Annotated in this window: 11 protein-coding genes, 2 tRNA genes and 1 pseudogene; 6 read left to right on the forward strand and 8 right to left on the reverse strand. The window is 72.2% G+C overall.

Annotation, left to right across the window (positions count from 1 at the left end):
- Positions 1 to 29 precede the first annotated feature (29 nt).
- Positions 30 to 1373 (forward strand): UDP-N-acetylmuramoyl-tripeptide--D-alanyl-D-alanine ligase, encoded by a 1344-nt coding sequence (locus H7H31_RS16185; RefSeq protein ID WP_187062789.1) that lies wholly within the window; start codon positions 30 to 32, stop codon positions 1371 to 1373.
- A 200-nt stretch (positions 1374 to 1573) separates the two neighbouring features.
- On the opposite strand, the gene H7H31_RS16190 is transcribed toward H7H31_RS16185, so the two are convergent.
- A complete protein-coding gene (locus H7H31_RS16190) occupies positions 1574 to 2686 on the reverse strand; it encodes a lipid II:glycine glycyltransferase FemX (RefSeq protein WP_187062790.1) in 1113 nt (370 codons plus the stop codon).
- A 236-nt stretch (positions 2687 to 2922) separates the two neighbouring features.
- Between H7H31_RS16190 and H7H31_RS16195 the strand changes: the two genes are divergently transcribed.
- The 3 genes from H7H31_RS16195 to H7H31_RS16205 all read left to right on the forward strand — a co-directional run bounded on the left by H7H31_RS16195 (position 2923) and on the right by H7H31_RS16205 (position 5490).
- Positions 2923 to 3618, forward strand: coding sequence for a response regulator transcription factor (locus H7H31_RS16195; RefSeq protein WP_187062791.1), 696 nt, complete (start codon positions 2923 to 2925; stop codon positions 3616 to 3618).
- Complete coding sequence (locus tag H7H31_RS16200; RefSeq protein ID WP_187062792.1) at positions 3611 to 4705, forward strand: sensor histidine kinase; 1095 nt, start codon at positions 3611 to 3613, stop codon at positions 4703 to 4705. The genes H7H31_RS16195 and H7H31_RS16200 overlap by 8 nt, the downstream gene beginning before the upstream one ends.
- A 236-nt stretch (positions 4706 to 4941) precedes the next feature.
- Positions 4942 to 5490 carry a Uma2 family endonuclease gene (locus H7H31_RS16205; RefSeq protein ID WP_187062793.1) on the forward strand — a complete coding sequence of 183 codons (549 nt, stop codon included), beginning with the start codon at positions 4942 to 4944 and terminating at the stop codon, positions 5488 to 5490.
- A gap of 277 nt (positions 5491 to 5767) precedes the next feature.
- On the opposite strand, the gene H7H31_RS16210 is transcribed toward H7H31_RS16205, so the two are convergent.
- Positions 5768 to 5840: transfer RNA gene (locus H7H31_RS16210), tRNA-Ala, on the reverse strand.
- A 113-nt stretch (positions 5841 to 5953) separates the two neighbouring features.
- On the opposite strand from H7H31_RS16210, the gene H7H31_RS16215 reads away from it, so the two are divergent.
- Both H7H31_RS16215 and H7H31_RS16220 read left to right on the forward strand, forming a co-directional pair.
- Positions 5954 to 6502 carry a helix-turn-helix domain-containing protein gene (locus tag H7H31_RS16215; RefSeq protein WP_176162927.1) on the forward strand — a complete coding sequence of 183 codons (549 nt, stop codon included), beginning with the start codon at positions 5954 to 5956 and terminating at the stop codon, positions 6500 to 6502.
- A gap of 74 nt (positions 6503 to 6576) precedes the next feature.
- Positions 6577 to 7453, forward strand: a pseudogene (locus H7H31_RS16220) (serine/threonine-protein kinase); the annotation flags it as partial.
- 2249 nt (positions 7454 to 9702) lie between these two features.
- Here the strand turns inward: H7H31_RS16220 and H7H31_RS16225 are convergent.
- The 6 genes from H7H31_RS16225 to gyrB form a co-directional block, all read right to left on the reverse strand.
- On the reverse strand, positions 9703 to 11070 hold the full coding sequence (locus tag H7H31_RS16225) for a hypothetical protein (RefSeq protein WP_187059836.1): 1368 nt from the start codon (positions 11068 to 11070) through the stop codon (positions 9703 to 9705).
- 221 nt (positions 11071 to 11291) lie between these two features.
- Positions 11292 to 11426 carry a DLW-39 family protein gene (locus tag H7H31_RS33965; RefSeq protein WP_208809277.1) on the reverse strand — a complete coding sequence of 45 codons (135 nt, stop codon included), beginning with the start codon at positions 11424 to 11426 and terminating at the stop codon, positions 11292 to 11294.
- Positions 11427 to 11583: 157 nt separating this feature from the next.
- Positions 11584 to 11657: transfer RNA gene (locus tag H7H31_RS16235), tRNA-Ile, on the reverse strand.
- Between the two features lie 344 nt (positions 11658 to 12001).
- Complete coding sequence (locus H7H31_RS16240) at positions 12002 to 12595, reverse strand: DUF3566 domain-containing protein (RefSeq protein ID WP_187061973.1); 594 nt, start codon at positions 12593 to 12595, stop codon at positions 12002 to 12004.
- Between the two features lie 135 nt (positions 12596 to 12730).
- Positions 12731 to 15340 carry a DNA gyrase subunit A gene (gene gyrA / locus H7H31_RS16245; RefSeq protein ID WP_187061974.1) on the reverse strand — a complete coding sequence of 870 codons (2610 nt, stop codon included), beginning with the start codon at positions 15338 to 15340 and terminating at the stop codon, positions 12731 to 12733.
- 64 nt (positions 15341 to 15404) lie between these two features.
- Positions 15405 to 17465: a DNA topoisomerase (ATP-hydrolyzing) subunit B gene (gene gyrB, locus H7H31_RS16250; protein ID WP_176166251.1), complete on the reverse strand. Its 2061-nt coding sequence runs from the start codon at positions 17463 to 17465 to the stop codon at positions 15405 to 15407.
- Positions 17466 to 17539: the final 74 nt, after the last annotated feature.

Here is a 17539-nt window from a genome sequence, read left to right on the forward strand (position 1 = left end):
CCGCGCCGCGGCCCGCGCGCCGTGCGGTCATGATCCCGCTCAGCCTCGGCGCGATCGCCGAGATCGTCGGCGGGACGGTCGCGGGCGAGCGCTCCGTGACCGTGACCGCGCCGGCCGTGCTCGACGGCCGGCAGGCCGAGCCGGGCGGCCTCTTCGTCGCGTTCGCCGGCGACCACGTCGACGGGCACGACTACGCGGGTCAGGCCGGCCGGGCCGGCGCGGTGGCGGTGCTCGGCTCCCGGCCCACGCCGCTGCCCACCGTCGTCGTCGAGGACGCGCGGGCCGCGCTCCAGGCGCTCGCCGTGCACGTCGTGGGCCGGCTGCGCGACGGCCTGACCGTGCTCGCGCTGACCGGCTCCCAGGGCAAGACCGGCACCAAGGACCTGCTGGCCGCCATCCTCACGGGCGCCGGCCCGACGACCGCCACGATCGGCACCCTCAACAACGGGCTCGGCGTTCCGCTGACCATGCTGCGCGCCGACGAGACCACCCGGTTCCTCGTCCTGGAGATGGGCGCCCGCAACGTCGGCGACATCGCCGAACTCACCGCCCTGGTCGCGCCCGACATCGCCGTCGTCCTCAACGTCGGCCAGGCCCACATCGGCGAGTTCGGGTCGCGCGCGGCGATCGCGCGGACCAAGGGCGAGCTGGTGCGGGGGCTGGCGCCCGGCGGCATCGCCGTGCTCAACGCCGACGACCCCCGGGTGCTCGCGATGCGCTCGCTCACCGAAGGGCCGGTGCTCACCTTCGGCCGGACCGCCCGCGCCACCGTGCGGGCCCTCGACCCAACCCTCGACCACCTCGGCCGACCCACCTTCACGCTACGGACCTCCGCCGCCTCCGCCCCCGTCACGCTGTCGGTCCCCGGCGCCCACCAGGCGCTCAACGCGGCGGCTGCCACGGCGGCGGCGCTGGCCGCCGGTGTCCCGCTCACCATGGCCACGACGGCGCTCGCCACCGCCTCGCTGTCGCGGTGGCGCATGGAACTGCGCGACCTCACCGGTGGCGCGAGGCTGCTCAACGACTCCTACAACGCCAACCCCGACTCGACCCGCGCCGGCCTGGACGCGCTGGCGGCGATCGAGGGCAAGCGCCGCATCGCCGTACTCGGCGAGATGCTCGAACTCGGCGACGCCAGCGAGGCCGAGCACCGCGCCGTCGGCGCGTACGCCGCCGCCCGGGCCGACGTCGTGGTCGCCGTCGGCGACGGCGCCCGCCCGGTCGCCGACGGCGCGGGCGAACGGGCGGTACCGCTGGCCGACAACGACGCGACCATCCACTGGCTGGGCGGCCACCTCGCCGCGGGCGACGTCGTCCTCGTCAAGGCGTCGCGCGGCGCCCGCCTCGACCTGGTCGCCGCCGCGCTCACCTGACCAGGCGAGCGCGGACGCGGACGTGGACGCGTCCACGAACGCGTAGGCGGTCGTGGACGGGTACGTGGACGTAGTCGGGTACGTGGGCCCCGGCGGCCGAGGGCCGGGGCCCGGGAGCCGGGGCCCACGCTGGCCAGGGCACCTCGCACCACCCAGGCCGCGCGCCGGCAACCGCTGCCGCGCGAAGCGGTGAGCCAGGCTCAGCGCCCGCGCCGCCGCATGTAGAAGTCGAAGGCCCGGTAGACGCCGGGCCGCAGCGGCAGGTCCCACTCGCCGACGTACCGCACCGCCTGCCCGCCGGTGCCGACCTTGAACTGGATCAGCCCGACGTGCGGGTCGTCGGCGTCCAGGGTGGGGGTGATGCCGCGCAGGTCGTAGACGTCGCAGCCGGCCGCCAGCGAGTCGCGGATCATCGCCCACTGGCAGGCGTTGGAGCCGCGCACCTCGCGCTTGGCGGTGGAGGAGGCGCCGTACGAGTACCACGCGTGCCCGCCCACGCGGATCAGGATGCTGGCGGCGACCAGGTCGCCCTGGTGGTGGGCCAGGTAGAGCTTGATCCGCTCGGGGTCCTCGGCGCTCAACGCCGCGAACATGGTCTCGAAGTAACGCAGCGGCCGTGGCGTGAAGCGGTCGCGCTCCGCGGTGTGGACGTAGAGGTCGTGGAAGGCCCTCAGGTCCGCGCCGACCGTGACCTCGACCCCCTCCTTGGCCGCCTTCTTGATGTTGCGGCGCCACTGCTGGTTCATGCCCCGGAGCACGTCGTCCGCGCTCTTGCCGGCCAGCGGGACCTCGTACTTGAACTGCGGGTGTCCGACCCCGAACCCGTCCCGCGGGTTCTGTGACCGCCAGCCGGCGTCCCTGAGCCGGCTGGTCACGCTGGCACCGACCGGGTCGACGTACCGGCTGGGCAGGTCGGTGAGGTGCCGGCTGCCCGGGTCGGCGATGCCCTCCTTCACCTGGGTGGCGCTCCAGGTGTCCGTGCACACCGGCGGGCCGAGCCGGATCGCGAACGCGCCGCGCGCCTTGAGGTACGTCGCCAGCGGGTCCAGCCACGGGGCGAGGTCGCCGCTCCAGTCGATGACCGGTCCCTCGGGCAGGTAGGCCAGCGTGTAGCGGTCGAGTCGCGGCACCGGGCGGTGCAGTACGAGCCCGGTGCCGACCAGCCGCCCGCCGTCGAACCAGCCGAGGGACTCGCTGCGCCACTCGGTCTTGACGCGGCCCCAGGCCGGGGTCTGCAGGAAGCTGACCGATCGCTGGGTCCGCACGAACGCGAAGTGCTCGGTGGCGAGTATCCGCCCGACGGTCAGCCGCACGTCCGCCTCCCGCCGGCCACGGAGGAGGCGGGCACCGCGGACTGGACCGAGGGCTGCACCGAGGGTCGGACCGAGGGCCGCGCCAGGGGCCCGACCGAGGGGCGGACCGGGGCCCTGGCTGCTGTTCGTGCTGGTTCGCTGTACGCCATGCGCCCAGTCAAGGCAGCGTGGTGTTGCCGGCGCGTATGCGGTTTTCGATACGTGGACGATAGGCGCCGGCTCCTAACCTGAGGAGCATGCGTGTTCTGGTCGTCGAGGACGAGCCCTACATGGCAGAAGCCATCCGCGATGGCCTGCGCCTGGAAGCCATCGCCGCGGACATCGCGGGTGACGGCGACACCGCACTGGAGCTGCTCAGCGTCAACAGCTACGACATCGCCGTCCTCGACCGCGACATTCCAGGACCCTCAGGCGACGAGGTCGCCCGGCGCATCGTCGCCTCCGGCAGCGGCATGCCGATCCTGATGCTCACCGCCGCCGACCGCCTCGACGACAAGGCTTCCGGCTTCGGCCTCGGCGCCGACGACTACCTCACCAAGCCGTTCGAGCTGCAGGAACTCGTACTCCGGCTCAGGGCGCTCGACCGCAGGCGGGCCCATGCCCGACCCCCCGTACGAAAGATCGCGGACCTGCGCCTGGACCCGTTCCGCCGCGAGGTCTACCGCGACGACCGCTACGTCGCGCTCACCCGCAAGCAGTTCGCGGTACTCGAAGTCCTCGTCGCCGCCGAAGGCGGTGTGGTCAGCGCCGAAGAACTCCTGGAACGGGCGTGGGACGAGAACGCCGACCCGTTCACCAACGCCGTGCGCATCACGGTCTCCGCGCTGCGCAAACGCCTCGGCGAACCCGGGATCATCGCCACCGTGCCGGGCGTCGGCTACCGCATCGACACGGCCGCGGGCACCGGGTCCGGAGGCGGCGGCCATGGATAGGCGCCCGGGACTGAGCGTCCGCCTCAAACTCACCCTCAGCTACGCCGGGTTCCTGATGGTCGCGGGCCTCCTGTCGCTCGTCGCGGTGGGGGTGTACATGCTCCGCGCGGGGTGGCTGCAGACCAACGAGTCGGGAGCCGTACGAGAGACCCCGGGCATCCTCTTCGTAGAGGGTTTCGCCCCGACGGCGGCCCTGGTCATGGTGTTCCTCCTGGTCTTCGGCCTGCTGGGAGGGTGGCTCCTCGCCGGACGCATGCTCGCCCCCCTGGACCGCATCACCCGTGCCACCCGTACGGCCGCTGCCGGATCGCTCTCCCACCGGATCTGCCTCCCGGGCCGCGAGGACGAGTTCCGCGAACTCGCCGACGCCTTCGACACGATGCTCGCGCAGCTCGAAGCGCACGTGGAGGAGCAGCGGAGGTTCGCCGCCAACGCCTCGCACGAGCTGCGCACCCCGCTGGCGATCTCGAAGACCCTCATCGACGTCGCCCGCGCCGACCCCCACCACGACACCGGCGCGCTCGTCGACCGCCTGCACACCGTCAACACCCGGGCCATCGACCTCACCGAGGCGCTCCTCGTCCTCAGCCGCGCGGGCCAACGGTCCTTCACCCGGGAACCCGTCGACCTCTCCCTCGTCGCGGAGGAGGCCACCGAGACGCTGCTCCCGCTCGCGGAGAAGCACGGCGTCACCCTGGAGACCCGCGGCGATATCGCCCCCACGACCGGATCGCCCGCCCTGCTGCTCCAGTTGGTCACGAACCTCGTGCAGAACGCCATCGTGCACAACCTGCCCGCCGACGGCGGCGTGTGGGCGCACACCGAAGTCGGCCCGCGGACCGTGACGCTCACCGTCGAGAACACCGGCGAGCGCCTCAGCCCGCAACTGGTCGCCACCCTCACCGAACCCTTCCGGCGCGGCACCGACCGCATCCACACCGACCAGGCCGGCGTCGGCCTGGGCCTGGCCATCGCCAAAACCATCACCCAGGCCCACGACGGCACCCTCACCCTCACCCCACGCCCCGCCGGCGGATTGCGGGTCAGGGTGGAGTTGCCGGCGACATCCGCGTCGGCCGACGGGTGAGGGCCCGGCGAACCGGCAGCCCCCGTCGCCGGGCCTGGCACGGGCGCGGGCAGGATACGCCGTCGCGGGCGCCTACTCCGGGAGTCGAAGAGCGCCGGGCCCCGCTCGCCGGGAAGCGGCAACAACTACGCTGAGACCAGGTGCCTGGCCCGTGTCCGCGCCTCGGCGACCAGGCCCCTGATTCGCTCCCTACGCAGCGCTTGGAGGAAGCCGTGACCATCGGACTCCCCGACTGGATGATCCCGCCCAGGCCCAGCGGCTGGGAGGCCGACGACCTGGACCACCTTCCGCAAGCACCGCGGCACACCGAGCTGATCGACGGAGCCCTCATCTTCATGATGTCGCCACAGCGGTCCTGGCACTCCCGACTGGTGGAGAACATGACGTTCGCCCTGCGCCAGGCGGCCCCCGCCGGGTACGAGGTCGAGCGGGAGATGACCGTCCGCCTCGACAACAAGAGCCGCCCGGAACCCGACATCCTGGTGACCACCGCCGCCTACCGCCCCGACCGCACCTGGTACGCGCCCGACGACGTCGCTCTCGTCATCGAGGTGGTCTCGGAGGAGTCGGCTGACCGCGACCGCTCCCTCAAGCCCTTCAAGTACGCCCAGGCCAGGATCGCCCACTTCTGGCGCGTCGAGGACGAAGCCGGCGCTCCCGCCGTGCACACCTACGAGCTCGACCTTATGACCCACGCCTACGTGCCCACCGGCATCCACCGAACCCGACTGAAGACGACCGTCCCGTTCGACCTCGACATCGGCCTCACCAATCTGGTGCCCTGACGGCGCCGGCCGGGCCCGGTGTCGGGGGCGGCGGGCGGTACCGGCCTTGTCCACCAGCTTCGGAAACAGGCGATCAGCGCGTCGCCTCCCGGGCGTCGCCGGAAGTAATCACAAGGTCTCCACAAACACCCACCGCCGCCCTGTCCCCACCCCATCCCGGGATAACGCGGCGGTGTCAGCACGAGGTAGCCCACCGCGCTTTGACCACCGCACGGAAAACACCCGACAAAAAGACCCCCCTAACCGCGTTTCCGCAGGTCAGAGGGGTTTCGTGAAGTGGAGCCTAGGAGAGTCGAACTCCTGACATCCGCCATGCAAAGACGGCGCTCTACCAACTGAGCTAAGGCCCCTTCGCGGATCAGGATACCCGTTACCCGATAGCTTTCCCGACCGGGTATCGCTCGTACGTACCGCTCTCCGTAGGATGCCACGCAAGATTCGCGGCAGCGAAGGGGAGAGCGAGATGGACGCAGCACAGCAGGACGCCACCGCCCGCGCACGAGACCTGCAACGCAATTGGTACGGGGAACCGCTGGGCGCTCTCTTCCGCCGTCTGATCGACGATCTCGGGCTGAACCAGGCCCGCCTCGCCTCCGTTCTCGGGCTCTCGGCGCCGATGTTGTCGCAGCTCATGAGCGGCCAGCGGGCGAAGATCGGCAACCCGGCCGTGGTGCAGCGGGTGCAGGCGCTACAGGAGCTGTCCAGCCAGGTCGCGGACGGGCGGGTCAGCGCGGCCGAGGCCGCCGAGCGGATGGAGGAGGTCAAGAAGTCGGCCGGCGGGTCCGTACTGAACAACACCTCGCAGACCACGGCCAGCAGCGGCGCTCCCACCGTGCGCCGCGTGGTGCGCGAGATCCAGTCGTTGCTGCGGTCGGTCGCCGCCGCCGGAGACATCATCGATGCCGCCGACTCCCTCACCCCGACCCACCCCGAACTGGCAGAGTTCCTCCGCGTGTACGGCGCGGGCCGCACCGCGGACGCGGTGGCCCACTACGAGTCACACCAGGGTTGAGGTCCGCACCGGCCGGCCAGTCGCACTGAGTCGGGCCGGGTCGAGTCGATGGGCGAGTGGACGGTCGGGGCGCGATGGGTGAGATCTTCGCTGGTCGGTACGAGCTGGTCGATCCGATCGGCCGCGGCGGGGTGGGCGCGGTATGGCGCTCCTGGGACCATCGCAGAGCGCGTTACGTCGCCGCCAAGGTGCTCCAACAGAGCGACGCCCACACGCTGTTGAGGTTCGTACGGGAGCAGGCGCTGCGGATCGACCATCCGCACGTGCTGGCCCCGGCGAGCTGGGCCGCGGACGACGACAAGGTGCTGTTCACCATGGACCTGGTGCGCGGCGGCTCGCTCGCGCACCTCATCGGCGACTACGGGCCGCTGCCGCCCTCCTACGTCTGCACGCTGCTCGACCAGTTGCTCTCCGGCGTCGAGGCGGTGCACAGGGAGGGCGTGATCCACCGGGACATCAAGCCCGCCAACGTGCTCCTGGAAGCCACCGGAACGGGCCGCCCCCACGTGCGGCTCTCGGATTTCGGTATCGCCATGACCAAGGGCGAACCCCGGCTCACGGATACCAACTTCGTGGTGGGCACGCCGGGTTATTTCGCACCCGAGCAGATTCTCGGCGCCGAGCCGGACTTTCCGGCCGACCTGTTCACGGTCGGACTGGTGGCGTTGTATCTCCTCAGCGGACGCAAGCCGGACGCGGAAGCGCTCATCGAGCGATTTACGGAACACGGTGTGCCGAATGCGCCCGACGGTATTCCGGAACCGCTGTGGCAGGTGATAGCGAACCTCCTCCTGCCCGATCCGGAGGCCCGTTTCCGTACCGCGAACGGCGCCCGCAAAGCGCTCCTTTCCGCGATGGAGTTGCTGCCGGAGCCCGACTTCGACGACGAGGCGGTCGAGGTCTTCGACCACCTCGGACCGCTGCCACCGGGCTTCGGCCCCGACGGCCCGACCGCCCCGACCCCGATCCCGCGCGGCGCCCGCCTCGTCCAGCACACGGACCCGCACGCGCTGGCGGAGGCGTACGACGCGTACGGGGCCTACGACCGGCCGGCGCAGCCGGACGCGACCGAGACCTACGCCACCGGGCCCTACGCGACGGGGCCCTACCCGGCCGGCGGGTACCCGGCCCCGGACCAGCGGGGCGGGCAGAACCAGCAGGGCGGACCGGGCCCCGGGATCGCGGCGAGCGAACCGGCGGCGAACGGGCCCACGGCGAACGACCCCGCGGCGCACCAGAGCCCGGTGGGCCGGACCCCCGCGAGCGCGTCAGCGCGGCACGAGCCCCGGGACGACGGGCCGGCCGGCGACGGCACGTCGGACTCTCCGGCGGCCGACCAGGCGGGGGACCCAGCGGGCTCCCCGGCGGCCGATCGGGCGGCCGACCAACCGGGCGATCAGGCGGGCGAACGGCCGGGGGTTCGGGCCGCCGGGGGCGCCGGTGCGCGGGCCGGGCGTGCGCCGGTGGAGCCCGTCGCTGGCCGCGCCCCGTCCGCACCTCCGACCGAGCACGCCCAGGGCCCGGGCCCGTACCCGGCCGGCCCGCACGCCACCGGCGCGGAGCCGACGGGCACGCATACGACGACCGACTCCTGGTTCGGGCTGCCACGGGGCTCCTGGCAGGGGCCCGCGACGCCCTCCGCGCCGACCCCCGGCCCGGCCGAGCCCACCGACCCCGCGCCCGGGGCGGCGCCGGGTACGGAGAGCACCCCGCAGCAGCCGCCCGCCACGGGGGCCGCGCGCCCCGCGTACGACACGGCGCGCGGCCCCTCAAGCGGCGCGTACGCGGCGTACGGCACCACCGCCGTCCCCAGCCCCACCGCCGACACCAGCGCCCCCGCAGACGCCGGCGGCGGAACCACGCCCCACCCGGCCCCCGACGCCGCCTCTGGCCCGCCCCGCGGCGCCCCACCGGCCGGCACGCCACACACGCCCGCGCACCCCGAACAGGGGCAGCGGCAGGCGCGGGCACAGCGGCAGGGGCAGGCGCACGGCGCCGGGCGGGATCTCGCGGCCGGCGGGCCCGACGTGGACACCGGCTCCCTGCCCGGGCCACCGACGGCCACCGAGGCCGAGCCCGCCATGTCGCAGACCGGCAGCTTCCCGCTCGCCCCGCCGCAGCCCGCGCCAGAGCCACCGGCACCGGCGTCGGCACCGACCGAGCCAGCCAACCCCGACCCCGCGTCCGACCCCGCGTCCGCGCCCGACCAGGGACCGGCCGCAACCGACCCCGCGCCCGGGCCGCCGGACGCCACCCCCAGCGCGCCGTCGCACACCCCGCTGCCACCCGCGGCCACGCGCGCCGACCCGACACCGCCCGCGCCCCCGCGACCGACCCCTCCCTGGCCGCCCGACGCCACGCCGACGCCCACGCCGCTGGCGCCCACGGCGCTGCCCCCGCTGCCGTCGGAGCCCACGCCGACCCCCACCCCCCTCGCGCCCCCCTACGCCGGCACGCCGCAGGCGCCGGGCGCGTACGTCGGCGCGCCACCGTCCAACGCGTCGGGCGGCCCTCACGCCCAGGCCACCCCGCACCTCCCGCCGGCCCAACAGCCGCCCTACCAGGCCGCGTACGGCTATCCGCAGGGCCCGCACACCACGCCAACGCCGACGCCCACGCCGCCGACCCTCCCGTACCCCGCCGCGCAGTCGCCCGGCCCGCAGGGCGCCGGGCACGCGACGGCGTACCCGCAGGGCTCACCGCTCCCGCCGTACGGCCCGCACACGCCGGCGCCGCCCCCGGCGTACCCCTCGTCGGCGGTCAAGGCGGCGCATGCCGACACGGACTCGACCGCGGTCGTCAGGCCGGCCAGCGCCCCGGGCACGCCGATCACCGCCCCGCCCCCGGACCCGACCGCGACCGCGCCCCTACCGACGCCAACCGGCCCGGCCGCGCGGCCCGTTGCGCACCCTGGCCCCGTAGCCCCCGGTTCGGCGGGCGAGGCGCGCGGCCCGTCCGGCCCGCCTGGCCCGCCCGGTCAGGGGGGCGCGGCGACCTCGGCAACGCGCCCCGTGGCGCCGCCGGCGGCCACGCACGCGGCCCCGCGCCCAGCGGGTCCCTCGCGCGCCGTCACGCTCGCCATCCTGGTCGCCGCGGCCCTCTGCTTCGCCGTCGGCACCTGGGCGCTGCTGGCCAGCTAACCCGGCCCGGACCGCGACAGCCCGCCACGCGCGCCCGCGCCACCGGCCACAACCCCCGGACTAACGGGCGGAGTTGTCGATCCCGCCGTGCGGGCCCGCGCCCGCCACCGGGACGCCGGCGCGCCGGCGCGCGGTCAGCTTCCACGCGCCGAGGCCGGCCAACAGCGCCGTACCGAGCCCGAACCCGCCGTACGCGACGGCCCGCAGCCGGTCGTCCTCCTCGGCGGCCCCCGGCCCCGGTTGGCCGATCCGCCCCTGATCAGCGCCGACACCGAAGCCGCCGGCCGTGGCGCTGCCGTCGTAGCGGGGGCCCGGCTCGGCGTCGCCCTTCACGTGGACGCGCACGGTCACCGGTACGCCGTCCTCGAAGTAGCGCTCCATCTGCGGGCTCACGGTGACGGCGACGTAGTACCAGCCGGCGACGCTCGCGGCCCGCACGGCCGCCCGGGAGCGCTCCGTGCGGTTGACGTAGGCCAGCGGCGCGGTGCCGATCCTGGAGGTGCTCGGGTTGCCCTTGTACGGCACGAAGTGGTTGGTCGCGAGCAGGGCGCGCGCCGGGTTGTGGACGGCCGCGCCGAGCGCGTCGCGCAGAAAGCCCGCGCTGCCCGTCGGCTTGCCCGACGAGCCCTCGGGGGCCGGGACTTCGACGCTGGTCAGGAGCTGTTGTCCCCAGTCGACGGGGACCTTGAAGAAGCGGGTCTGGCCGGGCGCGACGGTGTCCTGCCAGGCGCCCGAGGTGAGCGGGGTGGCGTCGTTGAACCCGGTGCCGCCCGCGCGCTGTCGGGGGCTGCCGGAGCGCGGGAGGGGCGTGTCGGCGCCCTCGCTGTCCTTCGCCGGCTGTCCACTGGGCTCGCCCTTGATCCCCGGCTCGCGCAGGGAGCGCAGCTCCAGCGTCCAACGCTCGTCGCGGCCGGCCGTCGAGTCGGGCCGCTCGACCTTGACCAGGTGCCGGCCCGCGGCGCCGCACCGCGCCGCCGTGCCCGAACCGGGCTGGCGGACGACGGCGGTGCCGAACGGGTGGGCCACGTCGTCCGCGTCGGCCCCGGCGATCGCGGTGTCGCACCGCCCGCCGTCCAGCCGGGTCAGCGTCAGGCGTATCTCGTCCCGGTACGCGTCGAGGTGCGCGCCCGGTGGCGGCGCGGCGACGGCCGACACGTAGGCGGTGGACCGGTCGTCGAGGTCGACCGCGTAGAACCGGGTCTCGCCCGCGCCGATGCTGTCGACGCGCGGCCCGCCAACCGCCAGCGACGGGGCGTCGTCGCTGGTCAGGCCGCCACGGATGGGCGTGCCCGCAGTGCGGTAGGTGCGTGCGTCGGTACCGGGGAGGGCCTGTGCGGGGCCGGGTATCAGCCCGCCGACCGCTCCCGCCGCGCACAGGGCCGCCAGGGCGACCAGGCGGGAGGGGTGCCTGCGGCGGCGGTCGTCCATCGGGCGTCACTCCTTGGCGTAGCGGTTCCCGGCACCACGTTTTGCTCGTGCAAGCTAATTCTTTGCTTACGTGAACTCAAGGGGGTGGACATCACGCGCCGGCCCGCCAGCCGCGCGCCCGCGAAACCCCGCTCACCCGCGACGTCCCGCGCGCCCACGACGCACTACGGGACCCCGACCGCGCTACGCGATCAAGGCCCCGCAATAACGACTAGTGCGACTCACACACCCGAACCTGAGGGCACGGAGTCGGTCGCCTCCGTCCACAGATCCTGCTCGGCGCGATCCGCCTGGATCTGGCGGTACACGAGGAGCCCGCCGATTGCGGCCAGTGCGACCAGGAGAAGCTTCTTCACCGCGCGACCTCGTCTTTCCTTGACGTAGGAGACCTTCTGGCGCTCGACTATACACACCAACCGATACCGATCAGTGACCTAGGCCCTGGCCCAACTCAGTGGGTGGACAAAAGAATCGGCCCGGCTGGCTATTCGCCATCCGGGCCGTTCGCATCGGTGGGGCTAACAGGACTTGAACCTGTGGCCTCTTCCTTATCAGGGAAGCGCTCTAACCGTCTGAGCTATAGCCCCGCGCTGCACCGAAAGATTAGCGCACCACCAGCCCTGTCCCAAAATCGGTATCCGCCGAGCCCACGCGCGCCCGCTCCCGGGCCGCCCTTCCCCGCCGAATTCCCACCCGTTCACCGCCCCCCGCGGCCCACGCCCCAGCCCACGCGAGCCGCGCCCCGACCGGGCCGGCAAGCACCCCGACCGGGCACAAGGCCCCCAGGACCCTGGGCCGCGCCCGGCCCACGCCGCCGCCCCCGCACGCTCCCACGGCGCCGCCACACTCCAACGGCCCCCCACACGCAAACGGCGCCGCCGCCCGAACCGGGCCGCGACGCCGTCTCAGTGGGCGCTACCGCGCCACCGTCCTACTCGTCCTCCGCCAGCGTCAGCTCAACGCCGCCGACGAAGCCCGCCGACAGGTTGTAGATGAACGCCCCCAGCGTTGCCAGGGCGGTCGCCAGAACCACGTCGATGACCGCGATGACCGACGTGAAGACCAGCACGCGAGGCAACGACAGGAAGGATTCCAGGTCAAAGCCGCCACCCTCGTTGGATTCCGTGGCGTCGCTGATCGTGCCACCCACGGTGGAGAAGACGCCCATCGCGTCCATCGTCATCCACAGCACGGAGGCCGCGATGATCGTGCAGATCCCCAGCGCGATGGAGAGCAGGAAACTCACCTTCATCACGGACCAGGGATCGACCTTCGCCACCCGCAGTCGCGCCTTGCGGGTGCGCGGCACGGTACGCGCACCCGCGGGCGTACGCGGTCGGCGCACCGCCTGCTGGGGCGCCGGCCCCTGCCCACCCTCCGACGCCGCGCCCGGCGCACCCGCGGGGGGCGCGTAGGCGTGCGGCGGGTGGTAGGGCTGGGACTGCTGCGAAGCCGGCCGCTCATTGGGCAGTGGGCTCGCCGAGAACGACTCGTAGCCCTGCTTGGCACCTCGGGTGTCCGTCACGGTTCCCCTCTGGGAGTCAGCCGCTCCCCTGCGGGAGTCAGCAGCCGAGCCACGGGCGCCGCCGCTCGACGCGGTCGCGGGTCCCGCGGGCCGACGGCCCTCGGCACCCTCGGCGCCCGTGGCTCCAGTCACGACTTACTCCTGATCGCTCCCGGCCGTGGGCGCCTCGCCCTCGGCTGATTCCGGGCCCGCCTCGTCGGACGCTTCGACCAGCTCCTCGACCTCTTCGGCCTCGCGTCCCGCTTCGGCGTTGCGTGCGATGCCCACCACGGCATCCCGCTTGCCCAGATTGATCAGTTGAACGCCCATGGTGTCACGGCCCGTCTCCCTGACCTCGTTGACCCGCGTACGGATCACACCGCCGCTGAGGGTGATCGCCAGGATCTCGTCACTCTCCTCGACGACCAACGCGCCGACGAGCGAGCCGCGATCCTCCACGATCTTGGCGGCCTTGATACCGAGGCCACCACGCCCCTGCACGCGATATTCATCCACATCCGTCCGCTTGGCGTATCCGCCATCGGTGGCGGTGAAGACGAACGTACCGGCCCGGACGACATTCATCGAGAGCAGCTCGTCACCCTCGCGGAAGCTCATGCCCTTCACACCCGAGGTGGCGCGCCCCATCGGGCGCAGCGCCTCGTCCGTCGCGGTGAACCGGATGGACTGCGCCTTGCGGCTCACCAGCAGCAGATCGTCCTCGGCCGAGACCAGTTCGGCGCCGATCAGCTCGTCCTCGCCGCCCTCCTCGGTCTCCCGCAGGTTGATGGCGATGACGCCGCCGGAGCGCGGCGAGTCGTAGTCCTTGAGCACCGTCTTCTTCACCAGGCCGGCCTTGGTGGCCAGGACCAGGTACGGCGCCGCCTCGTAGTCCCGGATGGCCAGGATGCGGGCGATCTGCTCGTCCGGCTGGAAGGCCAGCAGGTTGGCGACGTGCTGGCCGCGCGCCTCGCGCCCGGCGTCGGGCAGCTCGTACGCCTTGGCCCGGTAGACCCGGCCCTTGTTGGTGAAGAACAGCAGCCAGTGGTGGGTGGTGGAGACGAAGAAGTGGGAGACGATGTCGTCCTGCTTGAGCTTCGTGCCCCGCACGCCCTTGCCGCCGCGCTTCTGCGAGCGGTAGTCCTCGGTCTTGGTGCGCTTGACGTAGCCGCCACGGGTGATCGTGACGACGATGTCCTCCTCGGCGATCAGGTCCTCGATGGACATGTCGCCGTCGAAGGGCACCAGCTTGCTGCGCCGGTCGTCGCCGAACTTCTCCACCAGCGCGGTCAGTTCCTCGCTGATGATCTGCCGCTGCCGCTCGGGCGAGGCCAGGATCGCGTTGTACTCGTCGATCTTCGCCTGGAGCTCGTCGTGCTCGGCGACGATCTTCTGCCGCTCCAGCGCGGCCAGCCGGCGGAGCTGCATCTCCAGGATCGCGTTGGCCTGGATCTCGTCGATGGTGAGCAGCCCCATCAGGCCCTCACGCGCGATGTCCACCGTGTCGCTGCGCCGGATCAGCGCGATGACCTCGTCGATCGCGTCCAGCGCCTTGAGCAGGCCGCGCAGGATGTGCGCCCGCTCCTCGGCCTTGCGCAGCCGGTAGCGGGTGCGCCGGACGATGACCTCGACCTGGTGGGCGACCCAGTGCCGGATGAAGGCGTCCAGCGAGAGGGTGCGCGGCACGCCGTCGACCAGGGCCAGCATGTTGGCGCCGAAGTTGGTCTGCAGGTCGGTGTGCTTGTACAGGTTGTTCAGGACGACCTTGGCGACCGCGTCCCGCTTGAGCACGATGACCAGCCGCTGGCCGGTGCGCGAGGACGTCTCGTCCCGCACGTCGGCGATGCCGCCGATCTTGCCGTCCTTCACCAGGTCGGCGATCTTCTGGGCCAGGTTGTCCGGGTTGACCTGGTACGGCAGCTCGGTGACGACCAGGCACTGGCGGTTCTGGATCTCCTCGACCTCGACCACCGCGCGCATCGTGATCGAGCCACGCCCGGTGCGGTACGCCTCCTCGATGCCCTTGCGGCCCACCACCAGGGCGCCGGTCGGGAAGTCGGGGCCCTTGATCCGGTCGATGAGCGCGTCCAGCAGCTCCTCGGCGGATGCCTCCGGGTTGGCCAGGCACCACTGGGCGCCCTCGGCGACCTCGCGCAGGTTGTGCGGCGGGATGTTGGTCGCCATGCCGACCGCGATCCCGGCCGAGCCGTTGACCAGCAGGTTCGGGAACCGCGCCGGCAGGACCGTCGGCTCCTGGTTACGGCCGTCGTAGTTGTCCTGGAAGTCGACGGTCTCCTCGTCGATGTCCCGGAGCATCTCCATGGCCAGCGGGGCCATCTTGCACTCGGTGTACCGCATGGCGGCGGCCGGGTCGTTGCCGGGCGAGCCGAAGTTGCCGTTGGAGTCCACCAGCGGCAGCCGCATCGACCAGTGCTGCGCGAGGCGCACCAGCGCGTCGTAGATCGAGGCGTCACCGTGCGGGTGGTACGTACCCATGACGTCGCCGACGACGCGGGCGCACTTGTAGAAGCCCTTCTCGGGCCGGTAGCCGCCGTCGTACATCGCGTACAGCACGCGCCGGTGCACCGGCTTGAGGCCGTCCCGCACGTCGGGCAGCGCGCGCGAGACGATCACGCTCATCGCGTAGTCGAGGTACGAGCGCTGCATCTCCGTTTCGAGCCCGACCGGCTCGACACGCATCCCGGCGCCCTCGGCCTGCGGGGTCAGCTCGGGGTTCTCGGTGGTGGGGGGGTTCTCGTCGGCCATTGCTGGTCAAGATCCTTTCAGGCGGCGGCGGGGAGCCCGGCTGCGCGGCCGGGGAGGGGCCGACTCAGATGTCGAGGAAGCGGACGTCCTTGGCGTTGCGCTGGATGAACGAGCGGCGCGCCTCGACGTCCTCGCCCATCAGCACCGAGAACAGGTCGTCGGCCTGGGCCGCGTCGTCCAGCGTGACCTGGCCGAGCACGCGGTGGTCGACGTCCATCGTGGTCACGCGCAGCTCCTCGGCGTTCATCTCGCCGAGACCCTTGAAGCGCTGCACGGAGTCGTCCCGGATGCGCTTGCCCTGCTCGCGCCCGGCCGCGATCAGCGCGTCGCGCTCGCGGTCGGAGTACGCGTACTCGAAGTCGTCCCGACCCCACTTGATCTTGTAGAGCGGGGGGCGGGACAGGAAGACGTGCCCGGCTTCCACCAGCGGTCGCATGAAGCGGAAGAGGAAGGTGAGCAGCAGCGTGTTGATGTGCTGGCCGTCGACGTCAGCGTCCGCCATCAAGATGATCTTGTGGTAGCGGAGCTTGGCGATGTCGAAGTCCTCGTGCACCCCGGTGCCGAACGCCGAGATCAGCGCCTGCACCTCGGTGTTCTGGAGGATCTTGTCGATCCGCGCCTTCTCGACGTTGAGGATCTTGCCGCGGATGGGAAGGATCGCCTGGTACTGCGGGTTCCGGCCGGACTTGGCCGAGCCGCCGGCGGAGTCACCCTCGACGATGAAGATCTCGCACTGCGTCGGGTCGTTGGACTGGCAGTCGCTGAGCTTGCCCGGCAGCGACGCCGTCTCGAGCAGGCCCTTGCGGCGGGTCAGGTCGCGCGCCTTGCGGGCCGCGACCCGGGCGGTGGCCGCCTGGATCGACTTGCGGATGATGTCCGCGGCCTCGTTGGGGTTGCGGTCGAGCCAGTCCGCCAGGTGCTCGTTGATGATCTTCTGGACGAAGGTCTTGGCCTCGGTGTTGCCCAGCTTCGTCTTGGTCTGGCCCTCGAACTGCGGCTCGCCCAGCTTGACCGAGATGATCGCGGTCAGACCCTCGCGGATGTCCTCGCCGGTGAGGTTGTCGTCCTTCTCACGCAGCAGCTTCTTCTCCCGCGCGTACTTGTTGATCAAGTACGTCAGCGCCGCGCGGAAGCCCTCCTCGTGGGTGCCGCCCTCGTGGGTGTGGATCGTGTTGGCGAAGCTGTAGACACCCTCGGTGTACTGGGTGTTCCACTGCATCGCGACCTCGAGCGAGAGCAGCCGCTCCTTGTCCTCGGCCTCGATGTCGATCACCGTGGGATGCACCAGCTCGCCCTTGCGCGAGTTCAGGTACTTCACGAAGTCGACGATGCCGCCCTCGTAGTGGTACGTGGCCGAGAGCGGCTTGCCCTCCTCGTCGACGTGCGCCTCGCGCTCGTCGGTCAGGGCGATGGTCAGTCCCTTGTTGAGGAACGCCATCTCCTGGAACCGGCGGGCGAGCGTCTCGAACGAGTACTCCGTCGTCTCGAAGACGTCCGGGTCGGCCCAGAACGTCACCGTCGTGCCGGTCTCCGTCACCGCCTCGTTCTTGGCGAGCGGGGCCGTCGGCACGCCCTGCTTGTAATCCTGCGTCCAGCGGAAACCGTCCCGCTTGACGTCCACGGCCAACTTCGTGGACAGCGCGTTGACGACCGAGACACCCACGCCGTGCAGACCACCGGAGACGGCGTAACCGCCACCGCCGAACTTGCCGCCCGCGTGCAGCACGGTCAGCACGACCTCGACGGCCGGCTTCTTCTCCACCGGGTGCATGTCGACGGGGATACCGCGCCCGTTGTCGATGACGCGCACGCCACCGTCGGCCAGGATCGTCACGTCGATCCGGTCGGCGTGTCCGGCCAGCGCCTCGTCAACGCAGTTGTCCACCACCTCTTGGACCAGGTGGTGCAGACCGCGCTCACCGGTCGACCCGATGTACATGCCGGGTCGCTTACGGACCGCGTCCAGGCCCTCCAGGACCGTGATCGCGCTGGCGTCGTACGAGGGCGGAGGTGCCCCGTTGACGTCCGTACCCACCGCGGCGGTGTCAGCCTCGGTCGGGGAAGCGGTGATCTTCTCGTTGGGGTTGCCGGAATCGGCCACGAAGCGCCCTTTCTGGCACAGCAGAGCCGAACCCCTGGTACGGAGGACCGGCCTTGTCTTTCGAATGCCCCGCACGCACGGTGAGCCACCGTGTGCGC

The organism is Streptomyces buecherae, assembly GCF_014295035.1.
In the GTDB taxonomy this organism is placed as follows: Bacteria; Actinomycetota; Actinomycetes; order Streptomycetales; family Streptomycetaceae; genus Streptomyces; species Streptomyces youssoufiensis.

Excerpts from the sequence above, each read along its gene's own strand:
- H7H31_RS16185 (WP_187062789.1), top strand. The coding sequence starts at position 30 with ATGATCCCGCTCAGCCTCGGCGCGATCGCCGAGATCGTCGGCGGGACG.
- H7H31_RS16195 (WP_187062791.1), top strand. The coding sequence starts at position 2,923 with ATGCGTGTTCTGGTCGTCGAGGACGAGCCCTACATGGCAGAAGCCATC.
- H7H31_RS16200 (WP_187062792.1), top strand. The coding sequence starts at position 3,611 with ATGGATAGGCGCCCGGGACTGAGCGTCCGCCTCAAACTCACCCTCAGC.
- H7H31_RS16205 (WP_187062793.1), top strand. The coding sequence starts at position 4,942 with ATGATCCCGCCCAGGCCCAGCGGCTGGGAGGCCGACGACCTGGACCAC.
- H7H31_RS16215 (WP_176162927.1), top strand. The coding sequence starts at position 5,954 with ATGGACGCAGCACAGCAGGACGCCACCGCCCGCGCACGAGACCTGCAA.
- H7H31_RS16225 (WP_187059836.1), bottom strand. The coding sequence starts at position 11,070 with ATGGACGACCGCCGCCGCAGGCACCCCTCCCGCCTGGTCGCCCTGGCG.
- gyrA (WP_187061974.1), bottom strand. The coding sequence starts at position 15,340 with ATGGCCGACGAGAACCCCCCCACCACCGAGAACCCCGAGCTGACCCCG.